The sequence below is a fragment of the Sphaerisporangium sp. NPDC049457 genome, from assembly GCF_055586705.1.
Window position 1 is genome coordinate 23,841 of sequence record NZ_JBVJHR010000038.1, and the last position, 12,760, is coordinate 36,600.

Consider the following 12,760-nt stretch of genomic DNA (forward strand, 5'->3'; position numbering starts at 1 on the left):
GCCATCGCGGCGGCTCTCACCGCTGACGGGTCAGTTGCGCAGGCTCCACTGCTGGTTGGACTGCCCGTTGCAGGACCACAGGATGAGCTTCGTGCCGTTGGCCGTGGCGGCCGCATTGGCGTCGAGGCACAGTCCTGACTGCACTCCGGTGATGGTGCCGCTCGAGTTGACGTTCCACTGCTGGTTGGTCTGGCCGTTGCAGTCCCAGATGATCACCTGGGTGCCGTTCGCGGTACCCTGACCATAGGCGTCCAGGCACTTGTTGCCGTACACCTGCAGCTGCTTGCCCGAGGTGTAGGTGAACCGCTGGTTGGTGGCGCTGCCGCAGTCCCAGATCTGAACCTGGGTGCCGTTGGTGGTGCTGCTGTTCGGTACGTCGACGCACCGGCTGGACTGGCCGCCGACGATCTGGACGCCCTGCTGCGGGTTGCCGCCGCCCGCCGGAGCGTAGCCCGCGGCGGTGATGTTGGCCTGCACGGCGTTCTCGGTGGCGGCCGTCGGGTAGCCGGAGGTCATCACGCCCTCGAAGAAGGTGCCGCGGGCGGAGACGCTGTTGTCGCCGCCGATGCCGAGCAGGATGGCGCCTTCCTTCTTCATCGGGTTGTAGCCGTTGGGGCGCCGTCCGTCGAAGTAGTTCGTCAGGCCGCCGGACTGCGCGTTGCCGCCCCGGATCGCCCAGTGGTTCGGCTCGCCCTTGACCATGGCCGTGACGAAACGGTGGTTGATCGACGGGAGGGTGTTGTGGCCCGCGTTCACCCCGGAGAACAGCCCCCACTCCAGGTCGGCCATGATCCAGGGGCCCGCTCCGTCCCCGTAGCCCCACTGCTTGTTGGCGCCGAAGTAGACGGTCTCCATGATGGCGGGGGCGTCGGCCTGGCCGTCCGTCTGCGCGTTGCCGTAGTCGAAGCAGCACCACTGGTTGTAGTGCGTGCCGTCGACGACGGCGTAGATGCCCTCCGGCTGGTCGCCCGTGGCCACACCGTTGGTGTTGTTGTTGCGGTAGCCGGTGCCGGGCTCCACGCGGACGCCGTAGGCCTTCTGGCCGCCGATGGTGATCGGCGCCGCGGTCGCGTTCGCGAGGTTGTCCCAGCCGCCCGCGGCGGGACCCTTCCAATAGCCGGGGGGCGCCTGGGTGAGGCGGTTGTTGCGGCCGGACTGGTCGTAGATGATCGTGATGAGACAGGTCGTGCCGGCGCAGAACGAGTCCTGGGTGGCGGCGTTGACGACCCCGCCCTCGCTGAGGACGCCGATGTCCCGGGTGGTGTTGTCGGACGAGCGCCTGACCTGGTACAGCGGCCCGTTGTAGGCGCCGTACAGCGCCCGGGTGGTGCTGTGCGCGGCCACGCACGGCGTGCCGCCCGCGGCGTAGATGTCACACGGCTGGGACGTCGCCGCCTGAGCCGTGCCGGAGCCCACGAGTCCGGCGGCGGCGAGCAGCAGACCGGTGCCCGTCAGGGCCGCCTTTCTCAGGTTTCGAAGAAGCATGGGGGGAGCCCTCTCTCGCTTTCTGTTAGCGCTAACATCACGCTGGCAGGCCGTGTTGCGTGCATTTTCGTCGGGAGTGGAAATGCTCGGCAGGCGAACCGCAAGATCGTTGTTAGCGCTAACAGCCGACCATAAGCCGGAGTTCCTCTTATTTCCGGTCAACCAGGGGTGTGGCCGCATCTCACAGCACTCAGCGGGACCCGTCAAGAGGCCGGGTCGGTCGTCTTCGCCGCTTTCCCCGGCCGCACCGGCTCTGACCAGGCCGGGTCGCACCGCCGGCAATTCCGTCCGGTGATGAAAGTTTCTCCGAAATGGCGTGATTCTGTCGGGCGGAGCTGGCTCGATGGCGGCGGCCGGCCCGCGACGATGGAGGCCGAGTGCGCCGGCGGCGGCGCCGGACCGGCCGGCTGGGCCGCGTACCAGGAATTCCGGCGGAACTCCCATGCCGGGTCCGGAGGGTTCTTGCGGCCTCACCCGCTGTCGCCGTACTGTCGGACCGGTGTCAGAGCACGTTCAAATCGCCAATATCGGAGCGCCTGAAAAGATATCCCGCCGCAGTGCTCATGCTTCCCCGGTGCGCCTCGTGGATCGGTTCTTCCGTGGTCGGAAAACGAAAGGAGTGCGAATGGCGGAAGCCGATCGAATCGGCGGCACAAGGCGCGAAGGGCAATGGTCCGTCGTGTTCACCGGTTATTCGGGCAGGTGGACGCGGTCCAAGTCGCGTACCGCAGAGTGATGGTGACTGACAGTCGCGAGACGCGATCGATTGCGCATTCCGGCGGGCTTTGCGAAACTGCCTGAGGGCAAGTGGTGACCCCGGTTATTCAGAGGTCGTTCCGAGCAGCGTCGATCAATGTGTCCCCTCAGCGAGGATGGGCAATGCGTGGAGCCTCGTAGCAGTACCGCGACGTCGACGGTCCCTTTCGCGTGCCGGGCTTTCTCGCCTGTCCGGAGCGAAATTTCGCCGTTCGCGCGTCGCCGTCTTGATTCGTTCTCGAAGGCTGGAGGTGTCGCGGTCGTGGCTGCCGTGATGCATTCAGGGCCACAGATATCGAGTCGGCCTGGTCGTCTTCTTTCGATGGACTGGAGATGTGATGCGCGTCGCCCTTCTCACCACGACCCAGCATGGTCACCTGAACCCGTATATTCCGGTGGTCAATGCGCTCCGAAAGGCCGGAAGCGAGGTTGAGCTGCTGCTGTTGTCCGCGGACGGCGGCGCGCTCGACGAACAGCGTCGCCAGGCCCTGGGCGCGACGCGGGTCCACTCGATCGGGAAGGTCGAGATGGCGCCGTGGAGCGGCGACCCGCTGAAGATCGGCCCGATGCTCCAGTCGTCGCCGGTGGCGGACCAGACGGCCGACGTGCTCCGCGCGACGGCCCCGGACTTCGCGCTCGTCGATTCGCTGCCGGTCACGGCGTCGGCCATGGTCGGCGCACAGGCGTCCGGCGTACCGTACGGGATGATCTGGGCCAACCTCGGCGGAGTGTGCCCGAGGGAGCACCGGCGAAATCGCTGGCCGTACGACGAGCAGGTCGGCGACTATCTGACCAGGCACGGCGTGCTGTGGTCGACCCGGACCCATTCGGCGCGTTCGCCGATCCTCAATCTGATGCCGACGATCCCCTCGCTCGTCGGGGACGACGCGGTCACCGACGACGGTGTCCAGCTGGTCGGGTTGCCGGGCGCGGCGGGGACCCGCGGCGACGAGGTGGCCTTCCCGCACCTCGATCGCATCGACCCCGGCCGCCCGGTGGTGTACGTCTCCTTCGGCACGATCTTCTACCGGCGGCCGGACCTGCTGCGCACGGTGATCATCGGGGCGGCGGCGACCGGCGCACAGGTGATCGCCGCGGTAGGCGATCTCGCCGAGGAGCTCGCACTGCCCGCCGAAGTGCTCACCGCCCCGTATGTGCCGCAACGTGAGGTGCTGGAGCGCGCCGACGTGTTCATCACGCATGGCGGATACAACTCCGTGGCGGAGTCGATTCGGGCGGCGACGCCGATGCTGGTGATCCCGCTGGCCGTGGACCAGCCCATCCAGGCGTACTTCGTGGGCAGCGCGGGCTTCGGCACGTCGTTGGAGCCGGCCGGCGTCACCGAGCGGCAGGTCGCCGACGCCGTCACCGACCTGCTCGATCCCGCCCGGGACTACCGGGCGCGGCTGCGCGCCGCGCAGCCGGAGTGCGGCGATTCCGCCGTGCGCACGGCCGAGCTGGTCATCGGCACGGTCGAGACGCTACAGCGAAAGCGAAAGGGGGAGCAGTGACGATCGAACTGCGGCGGCCGGTGGGCGACCGAATCGTGGTCGATGACCTCGAACGCCTCTCGTTCCAGGTGGATCGCCGCGCCTACACCGACGAGGACGTGGCCGCACAGGAGATGACCAGGATCTTCGATCGCTGTTGGCTGTACGTCGGGCACGAATCGGAGGTGCCCGAGCCGGGCCGCTACGTGTCACGCGACGTCGGCGGGCGCCCGGTGATCATGGCGCGCGGGTCCGACGGGGTGATCCGGGTGTTCGCGAACAGCTGCACGCACCGCGGTGCGCTGATCTGCTCGCAGCCGGCCGGGGAGGCCAGATCGTTCCGGTGCCCGTATCACGACTGGACGTTCTCCAACCAGGGTGACCTGGTCGGGGTCCCGCTCCCGGACGGGTACGGGCCGGGCTTCCGCAAGGCGGACTTCGGCCTGGCGCGGCACCGCAGTGACGGCTATCGCGGTTTCGTGTTCGTCACCTTCGATCCGGAGCAGCCGCGCACCCTGACCGAGTACCTGGCGGGCGCGACGGAGTACCTCGATCTGATCGACGACCAGTCCGAGGTCGGGATGGAGGTGATCCAGGGCGCGCAACTCCACGGGGCCAAGGCCAACTGGAAGCTCATGATGGAGAACAGCGTCGACATCTACCACTTCCGGGCCCTGCACAAGCGTTACGTCGGTTACATGGAGTCGCTGGGGTCGGTGCCGCCACGGCGGCGAGGCGGATTCGGCCGCGCCCTCGGCCTCGGGCACGGGGCCAACGAGCTGCCGCCGGCGGCGGCCCGCCCGCTCGCCTACTGGACGCCGATGTTCGGCGAAGAGGTCCGGCCGCGCATCGAGGCGACGGCCGCGCGGTTCGTCGAACGCTTCGGCCCCGAACGCGCCGAACGGATCACCGGCACCAATCGCGCGGTGCTGATCTTCCCCAACCTGATGATCATCGACGCGATCGCGATCACGATCCGCAAGATCGACCCGGTCGGCGCCGGCCAGATGGCCATCACCTCGGTCGCCCTGGCCCCCAAGGACGAGGACCCGGACATCCGGGAACTCCGCAAGAGTCACTATCTGACGTTCCTCGGCCCCGCCGGCTTCGCCACCCCCGACGACATCGAGATCGTCGAGTCGTGCCAGCGGGGTTATCTCAACCGCACGGTCCGCTACTCGGACCTGTCGCGCGGCATGAACAAGGAGGTCCCGGAGACGACCGACGAGCTTCCCGCCCGCGAGTTCTGGCGGCAGTGGGACCGGCTGATGCACGGCGACGACGGTCACCTCGACGTCGTTCACCGGGCCGAGATGCAGGGGGCAGAACCACGATGACCACCGAACTGACGGTCGACGAGGCGGCCCAGGTGCGATTATGGCACCGGGTCGGCCAGTTCCTCTTCCGCGAGGCGCGGCTGCTCGACGAGTGGCGCCTGCTCGAGTGGTACGACGAGATGCTGACCGACGACATCCGCTACTCGGTGCCCGCCACCGACGTCCGCGGCGAGAAGGCCGACGCGCTCGGGCTCATCGACGACGACGCCGCCCGGCTGCGCCAGCGGATCGAGCAGCTCCTCAGCGGCGAGGTGTGGTGCGAGAACCCTCGGTCGCGGACGAACCGGATGATCAGCAACGTGGAGGTCCTGACCGATCGGGGCACGCATCTCGACGTGGCGGCGAACGTCGTCGTGTACCGGTTCGGGCACGGGCGCTCTGACGCCTACGTCGGGAAATGCCGGTACGAGCTCGTCGTCGAGGGGGAGTCCTTCCGGGTCAGGAGACGGGTCGTGGTCCTCGACCACGAGACGTTGTACGAGCACGGAAAGCTCAGCATCATCCTGTGAGCGGACGGTGACGGCGGCCGGCTCCGGCAGCGTCCCACCCGTTGCCGCCGCCCGGCCGCGTCTCCCGCGCGAGGTCTACGTCCTGAGCGTCGTCGGTGGCTGCGTCATGCTGGGCCTGGGGCTGGTGGTCCCGGTGCTGCCGGTGTACGCGGCGACGTTCGGGGCCGGGCCTGTCCAGATCGGAGCGATCGTCGCTCTGTTCGCGTTCTTGCGGCTGGCCACCAGCCCGTTGTGCGGCCGGCTCGGGGTTCGGTTCGGCGAGCGGCGGGTGCTGATCGCCGGCCTGCTGCTCAGCGCGCTGTCCTCGGCCCTGATGGCGTTCGCCGGGTCCTACGGACAGCTGCTGGTGTTCCGCGGTCTCGGCGGCGTCGGCTCGGTGCTGTTCTCGGTGTCCGCGCTGGCGACCCTGCTCGCGGTCGCGCCGCCCGACCAGCGGGGCCGGGCCGGCGCCGTGTTCGAGACGGGCTTCGTGCTCGGCGGGATCTGCGGGCCGGCGCTGGGCGGGTTCCTCGCTTCCATCACCCTGTCCGCGCCGTTCCTGGTCTACGCCGGGCTGTTGCTGGCCGCCGCGGCGTTGACCCTGACGGTGCTCCGCGCCGGCGGAACCGCCGGCGCGGAGCGCGGCCGTGACGTGGCCGGGCTGCCGGAGCTGCTGCGGGATCGGCGCTACGTGGTGGCCTGCCTCGCGGCGCTGGCGCAGGGGTGGGTCCTGTTCGGCCTGCGCGGCGCACTGGTCCCCGCGGTGGTGGTGGCGTGGGGGCATGACGTGACGTGGGTCGGGTGGGCGTTCACGATCTCCACCGTCGTGCAGACGCTGCTGATCGTGCCGGCCGGCCGGGTCGTCGATCGCGCCGGCCGCCGGCCCGCCATGATCGCGGGCACGGGTGTGTCCGCGGTGGCGATCACGGCCCTGGTGTTCGTGGACGACTACGCCTGGCTGGTCGTCCTGCTCAGTGTGTACGCGGCGGGAACGGCGCTGCTCAACGCCGCGCCGGCCGCGCTGGTCGGTGACGTCGTCGCCGGCCGGGCCGGCAGCGGCGTCGCCGTGTTCTCGATGTGCATCGATGTCGGCGCCGTGGCCGGACCGGTCGTCGCCGGGCTCATCGCCGAGCGGGTGAGTGTTCCGGCCGCCTTCGGCAGCGGCGCCGCGCTGCTGGCCGTCGCCTTCGTGGCGTCGTGGACGTTGACAACCGTTGGCCACAACCAAGGAGTTGATCGATGAACGAGCCGTCTGACCGTCATGAGCGGGGTGAGGCCATGTTCAAGCAGGTCTTCGGCCGCGCGCCGCGCCCGGGTTCCCACCCGGAGTTCCTGCAGATCACCGTCGACCACCTGTTCGGCGAGATCTGGTCCCGCCCGCACCTGAGCGTCGAGGAGCGCGAACTGGTCGCGCTGACCGCGGTCGCGCTGGCGCGTACCGACTGGGAGCTGCGCGGCCACATCGGCGCCGCCCTGCACCTCGGGATGTCCCGGGAGAAGATCATCGAGGTCATCATCCAGCTCGCCTACTACGGCGGCTGGCCGGTCGCCAACAACGGGCTGCGCGTCGCCCAGGAGGTCTTCGCCGAGTTGGACGGCGCCACAGGGGAGGACGCGGACCATGACCGGTGAACCCGCTCCCCTCGACCCGGACGAGAAGGCCGACCTGTGGCGCCAGCGGTTCTTCGAGGCCCAGGCGGCCGCGGAGGAGTTCGTCCTGGGAGAGCACGGCGAGGAAGGCCTGACCGCGTGGATCCAGGCGAACTCCCGCATCACCGCGAAGCTGCTGCAGGCGCAGCGGCCCGCGGAGGTGTCCGCGACCGATCACTTCATGACCCGGCTGCAGCGTCAGCTGCTGCTGTACGACTCGGCCGTGACCACTGAGTCCCGGCCCTCGGGCACCGTCCTGCGCAACGCCGACTGCGGGATCCTGCGGTACCGCAAACAGGCCGCCCGCGCCGGCGTCGTGCTGACGTTCTCGTCACCGTGCGCGTACTGCCAGGAGCTGAACACCGCCATCGCCGCCCGCTACGTGGAACCGGACGTCACGGTGTCGTGCGAACAGCTCGGCGACGGATGCACCTGGCGCGCGGAATCCTCTCACGCTCCAGGAGAGGACGCGGCCGGGTCACCGCACCGCGGACGGGAGGGTGACTGAACCAACGGCAGCGCCGTACGGTCGCCGGCCGGTGACCGGCCGCCGTCGAGCGTCATGTCGAGCGTCATGCCGAGTTGCCGGCCCACGGCCACACACAGGTCGAACGCCGCGGTGCGGGTGAGGTCCTGGTGACCGTGCTGGCTGAAGCACGCCGACGCCACGTTCTTGTTCCGCAGGCGCAGGTACCACGGGAACAGCGATCCAAGGGCGGGCTCGGTCAGCATCGTGCGCGAATGCACGATCGTCCCCACCAGCAGGTTGCCGAACGGGCGCCGGCCGGCGTTCATGTAGCTCTTCAGGCGTTCCTGGAAGATCTTCAGCACCGCGGGCACGTTCCCCGCGTACACCGGCATGGCGAGCAGCATCCCCTGCGCGCCCTCGGCCAGATCGACGACATGCTCGAAGTCGTCGTCGAGCGTGCACCGGCCCACCTCGGGATCAAGGCAGGTGTCCTCGCCTTCGCACATCGCGATGCGATGGTCGATCAACCGGATGCGCTGGATCTCGGCGTCGCCGACCTCCCGGACGACGCCGGTGATCGCCGCGTCGAGCAACGCGTCGGTCAGCGACGGAAGACGCTTCTGTGTGCAGGATAACGCGACGATCTTCATGTGAAAGGGGCTCCCCTGTTCGCTCGGCGCCACCCAAGACCGGCCACCTGACGAGCCCTCGTGGCGGCCACACTGAGGCAGCCTCAACCTACCCATGATCGGACATCACCGAAAGGGCTGGAAAGCCCCGGGCACGCGCACGCGCCGCCGTCGGGCGCCCGGGGTTCCAGGCCGCCCGTGGCTACTCGGTCTCCTCCGGGCCGAGGTGGACCCGGCCGGTGTCGTCGACTCGCCAGCCGGGGTTGTGGCAGATCTCCCAGACCACACCGTTGGGGTCGGCGACATGGCCGTGGTAGCCGCCGAAGCCCGCCTGCTGCGGAGGCTTGACCAGCGTGCCGCCCGCCTCCACGGCGCGCCGTACGGTGGCGTCGACGTCGGCGGGGGCCGGCACGTTGTTCGACAGGGTGAGGCCTCCCAGCTCGCCGTCGGCCGCCGTGCCGTGCATGTCCGCGACGAACTTCTCGGCGTCGAACAGTCCCAGGACCATCCCAGGCGCCACCTGGAAGAAGATGATCTCGCCGGGCACGTCCAGGAGCGGCGTCCAGCCCAGGCCGCCGCGGTAGAAGGCGCGGGCGGCGTCGAGGTCGCGCGTCGACAAGGTGATGAAGTGAACCTGTTGCTCCATACCTTCAGCATGTCGGAAGAACGGGAAGGCCGTCTCGGCGAGGACCGAACGGCCGTTCCAGGGAACGGCCGCGGCGTCTCCGGTGGATCCTGCGGGCCCGCGGTCGCGCGCGAGCCGTCGACCGTTGCCGGCGGCGCCTTCGTCCAGGCGCCGCCGGCGTGGGTGTGGCAGGTCGTGCCGGCCGTCGCAGACCGTCAGACGCGGGCCCACTTCTGGCCGGAGGAGCCGTTGCAGGTCCAGATCTGCGCCTTCGTGCCGTTGCCGGTGCCGTTGTTGGCGAGGCTCAGGCACTTGCCGGCGCCGATGGCGGTGATGGTGCCGTCGCTGTTGAAGCGCCACTTCTGGTTGTTCTGGCCGTTGCAGTCCCAGATGATCACACTGGTCCCGTCGCCGGTGCCGGCGCCGTTGACGTCCAGGCACTTGTTGCCGTAGACCCGCAGCTCACTGGACGCGGTCGAGGTCCACCGCTGGTTGGTCTGACCGTGGCAGTCCCAGATCTGGGTGAGCGCGCCGTTGGACTGGGAGGCGCCGTTGACGTCCAGGCACCGGTTCGAGGCGGTGCCCCTGATCGTGCTCGTCGCCGGCGGGTTGCCCGTGGGCGTCACCGTGGGAGTCGGCGTGGGAGTCGGCGTCGGGGTGCCGCCTCCGAACTGCGTGAAGAAGCTCCACACCACCGGCCTGGTCCAGGAGTTCTCCCCGGGTTCGAGGTCGCCGGACTTCCCGTCCACCGGATTGGGGGTGTGACCCGCGTCGAACGCCGCCCATGCGACCGGGTACCCCGCCCGGCATCCCGAGTAGTACGTGACGATGTGCGTCAGGCTGCCCTGTGCCGGCTCCGGGGGGTTCTGCGCCGTGCAGCCGTTGTTCCGGACGAACCTGTCGCGCAGCGACCGGCCCGTGGAGATGTTGAGCACCGGGTCCCTGAGGCCGTGCAGCCCGATGTACGCGACGGGCTCGGTGCCGCCGCTGCACCCGCTGAGCTGCCCGCCGGAGTAGACCGCCACCGCGCGGAAGACCGTCGCCCGGTTGCACGCGAGCGAGAAGCTCATGCCGCCGCCGTAGCTGAAGCCCATGGCGAAGCGCAGCGAGGTGTCGACGCACAGGTCCGACTCGATCCGCCGGAGCATGTCGTCGACGAAGGTGGTGTCCTCGCCGCCGGAGTTGGCCCAGCCGTTGTTGATGCCCTGAGGCGCGACGAAGATGGAGGTGTTGTTCGACAACGCCCGGAGCCCGTAGTACGACCACGGATACCCGCTCGTCCCGCCCGAGTCGACGTCGTTGGCGGTGCCGCCGTTCCAGTGGAATCCGAAGATCAGCCGGTAGGGAGTGTTGTTGTTGTAGTTGTCCGGGATCCGCAGGATGTAGCTGCGGTTCTTCCCGCTGCTCGTGATCGACTGCGTGCCGCTTCTCAGCGTCGGAGTCTTGCCGCAACCCGCGGTGGCGTCGAGAGCGCTCCGCCCGGTGGACGATGTGCTCGCACTGTTTCCCAGCGCCGTCTGCGCCGGCGCGGTGAGGACGAGCAGTGCCGCGGCCGCGATGGCGGTGAAGAGGGACCTATTCCTCGACATCACGCGAATTCCTTTGCCGTTGTCATGATGGCGCACGTAACAGGGAAAGCCATTTCCTCCACCTTTCCGGTGGTGCGGGCGTTGGATGGTCGGGCGACGGTGCAGCGGAGCACATATGACCGTGACGACGCCTGTCAAGGCTCGGCCCCGCGGGCGTCGCGGGCCCTTTCGGCGCGGCGACCCGTCGCTGCCGCGTGTGGCCAGGGCGAGCGACTCCGGCGGCCGCCGTCGCGCCGCCGTGAAACTTTCAGCGTCCGGTCGTCGAATCGTTTCGGCCACGGACGGTACGCGGCGGCGACGCCCTGTGCGCCGTGGAGGCGTCCCTTCTTCCGCTCCCGGGAAAGGAGGCGTCGCGCGTCCTTATCGCCCCCCGGACGCCGAGAAATCGGGTCATGAGTATGAAACATTCGGCGCGCGTCATCCGGGACCGGCCATTTCTCCCGCGCGGCGGATCGGAATCTCCGCTGATCAATGCGGCGATGACGCCGGCAATTGCCGATGCGCCGATGTGCGCGTTCCCGGATAAGCCCGCTTAAGGTCTTGACGAGCCTCGCCGTGCGGAACGTAATGGGTACCCAAGCACCGGGAGACCGCGTTTGGACCGCCTCGGACGGGTGCGCCGGCGCGCGAGCGACCATGACGCCGTACGGCGGTGGCGCCGGCCGCCTGTCCTCCTGCGTCGAGAGGAGCGCCCGTGACCGGGTTCTCACGTCGTGTCGTGTCCCGCCGGCGCCGCGGTACCGCGTCAGGGACGAGAGCGTGGTGGCGGCTCTGCGTCGCGGTCGCGATGGCGCTCGGCACGGCCGTGGTCCTGCCGCGGCCCGCGGACGCCGCGACGATCGACACGACGGCGTACTACCAGGTCGTGTCGCGGCTCAGCGGCAAGGCGCTCGCGGTGCAGGACGGCTCGGCCGCCGACCAGGCGCAGATCGTGCAGTACACCACGGGGACGGCGGCCGGCCAGCAGTGGCAGTTCGTCGACTCCGGCGGCGGCTACTACCGGCTCAGGGCCCGTCACAGCGGCAAGGTCGTCGACGTCGCCGCCCGCTCGACCGCCGACGGGGCGAAGGTCATCCAGTACACCGACAACAACGGCGTCAACCAGCAGTTCAGGCCGGTCGACACCGATTCCGGCTTCGTCAAGCTCGTCAACCGCAACAGCGGCAAGGTGCTGGACGTCTACGGCCGGTCCACCGCCGAGGGGGCGGTGATCTCGCAGTACACCGACAACAACGGCGCCAACCAGCAGTGGCGCCTGGTGCGCGTCGACGCCTCCACCGCGCACAACCCCGCGCTGCCCGGCTACAACGCCGACCCGCAGGTGCGGTACCTCGCCGGGCAGTACTGGATCTACCCCACGAGCGACGGCTACGCCGACTGGGGCTCCACGAAGTTCAAGGCGTACTCCTCTCCCGACCTGGTGAGCTGGACCGACCATGGCGTGGTGCTGGACCTGGCGAACGTGAGCTGGTGCCACGCCAGGGCGTGGGCGCCGACCATCGCCTACCGCGACGGCACGTACTGGCTCTACTTCAGCGCCTGTCAGCAGATCGGCGTGGCCAGGTCCACCAGCCCGTCGGGGCCGTTCACCGACGCGCTCGGCCGCCCGCTGGTCAGCACCGGCCAGTACGGCGAGCAGGAGATCGACCCGGACGTCTTCATCGACGACGACGGAACCGCGTACCTGTACTTCGGCTCGGGGAACGCCGAGGTGGCCAGGCTGAGCGCGAGCATGACGGCGTTCGCGACCGCTCCCACGCGGATCACGCCGGCGAGCTTCCGCGAGGCGTCCAACGTGTTCAAGCGCGACGGCACCTATTACCTCATGTACTCGGAGAACGACACCCGCAGCGAGGACTACCGCGTCGACTACGCCACCTCGTCGTCCCCGCTGGGGCCGTTCACCAAGGCGGCGGGCAGCCCCGTGCTCGCCAAGGACACCACGGCGGGAATCCTCGGCACGGGCCACAGTTCGGTGGTCAAGGTCCCCGGCCGTGACGAGTGGTACATCGCCTACCACCGCTTCCGCATTCCCGGCGGCGACGGCACCCACCGCGAGGTGTGCATCGACGCGATGACCTTCGCCGCCGACGGATCGATCAACAAGATCCGCCCCACCCTCACGGGGATCGCCCCGGTCGCTCCGTGACCCTCCCCGCCTGGGGGGGGGGGGGGGGGGGGGGGGGAGGGGGGGGGGGGGGTGTGGGTGCCCAGGGGGTGAGAGGGGGGAGGTGGGGTGGGG

At 69.3% G+C, this 12,760-nt stretch carries 11 protein-coding genes; 7 read left to right on the top strand and 4 right to left on the bottom strand.

Features of this window, described 5'->3' with window-relative positions; all coding sequences use genetic code 11:
• Positions 1-30: 30 nt before the first annotated feature.
• Entirely contained in the window at positions 31-1,485 is a 1,455-nt protein-coding gene (locus ACZ6QO_RS37330; RefSeq protein WP_465858160.1) for an arabinofuranosidase catalytic domain-containing protein, read from the bottom strand.
• A 1,094-nt stretch (positions 1,486-2,579) separates the two neighbouring features.
• On the opposite strand from ACZ6QO_RS37330, the gene ACZ6QO_RS37335 reads away from it, so the two are divergent.
• Genes ACZ6QO_RS37335 through ACZ6QO_RS37360 form a run of 6 tightly spaced genes read left to right on the top strand, consistent with a single transcriptional unit; the run spans position 2,580 to position 7,714 of the window.
• Positions 2,580-3,752 (top strand): glycosyltransferase, encoded by a 1,173-nt coding sequence (locus tag ACZ6QO_RS37335; protein WP_465858162.1) that lies wholly within the window; start codon positions 2,580-2,582, stop codon positions 3,750-3,752.
• Positions 3,749-5,068 (top strand): aromatic ring-hydroxylating oxygenase subunit alpha, encoded by a 1,320-nt coding sequence (locus ACZ6QO_RS37340; RefSeq protein ID WP_465858164.1) that lies wholly within the window; start codon positions 3,749-3,751, stop codon positions 5,066-5,068. Before ACZ6QO_RS37335 ends, ACZ6QO_RS37340 begins: the two co-directional genes overlap by 4 nt.
• Positions 5,065-5,577 (top strand): aromatic-ring-hydroxylating dioxygenase subunit beta, encoded by a 513-nt coding sequence (locus tag ACZ6QO_RS37345; RefSeq protein ID WP_465858166.1) that lies wholly within the window; start codon positions 5,065-5,067, stop codon positions 5,575-5,577. Before ACZ6QO_RS37340 ends, ACZ6QO_RS37345 begins: the two co-directional genes overlap by 4 nt.
• 7 nt (positions 5,578-5,584) lie before the next feature.
• Positions 5,585-6,799 (top strand): MFS transporter, encoded by a 1,215-nt coding sequence (locus tag ACZ6QO_RS37350; protein ID WP_465858167.1) that lies wholly within the window; start codon positions 5,585-5,587, stop codon positions 6,797-6,799.
• The gene (locus tag ACZ6QO_RS37355; RefSeq protein WP_465858169.1) at positions 6,796-7,188 is read left to right on the top strand and encodes a carboxymuconolactone decarboxylase family protein; all 393 of its coding nucleotides are present in this window, start codon (positions 6,796-6,798) and stop codon (positions 7,186-7,188) included. Before ACZ6QO_RS37350 ends, ACZ6QO_RS37355 begins: the two co-directional genes overlap by 4 nt.
• On the top strand, positions 7,178-7,714 hold the full coding sequence (locus tag ACZ6QO_RS37360; protein WP_465858171.1) for a hypothetical protein: 537 nt from the start codon (positions 7,178-7,180) through the stop codon (positions 7,712-7,714). The genes ACZ6QO_RS37355 and ACZ6QO_RS37360 overlap by 11 nt, the downstream gene beginning before the upstream one ends.
• Here ACZ6QO_RS37360 and ACZ6QO_RS37365 read toward each other — a convergent pair.
• From ACZ6QO_RS37365 to ACZ6QO_RS37375, 3 genes are all read right to left on the bottom strand, one after another.
• Positions 7,657-8,325 carry a flavodoxin family protein gene (locus ACZ6QO_RS37365; protein WP_465858173.1) on the bottom strand — a complete coding sequence of 223 codons (669 nt, stop codon included), beginning with the start codon at positions 8,323-8,325 and terminating at the stop codon, positions 7,657-7,659. The genes ACZ6QO_RS37360 and ACZ6QO_RS37365 overlap by 58 nt on opposite strands.
• Before the next feature lie 181 nt (positions 8,326-8,506).
• A complete protein-coding gene (locus ACZ6QO_RS37370) occupies positions 8,507-8,950 on the bottom strand; it encodes a VOC family protein (RefSeq protein ID WP_465858175.1) in 444 nt (147 codons plus the stop codon).
• A 194-nt stretch (positions 8,951-9,144) separates the two neighbouring features.
• Positions 9,145-10,518 (bottom strand): ricin-type beta-trefoil lectin domain protein, encoded by a 1,374-nt coding sequence (locus ACZ6QO_RS37375; RefSeq protein WP_465858177.1) that lies wholly within the window; start codon positions 10,516-10,518, stop codon positions 9,145-9,147.
• Positions 10,519-11,212: 694 nt separating this feature from the next.
• Here ACZ6QO_RS37375 and ACZ6QO_RS37380 point away from each other — a divergent pair.
• Positions 11,213-12,667: a family 43 glycosylhydrolase gene (locus tag ACZ6QO_RS37380; RefSeq protein WP_465858178.1), complete on the top strand. Its 1,455-nt coding sequence runs from the start codon at positions 11,213-11,215 to the stop codon at positions 12,665-12,667.
• The last annotated feature ends 93 nt before the right edge of the window (positions 12,668-12,760 follow it).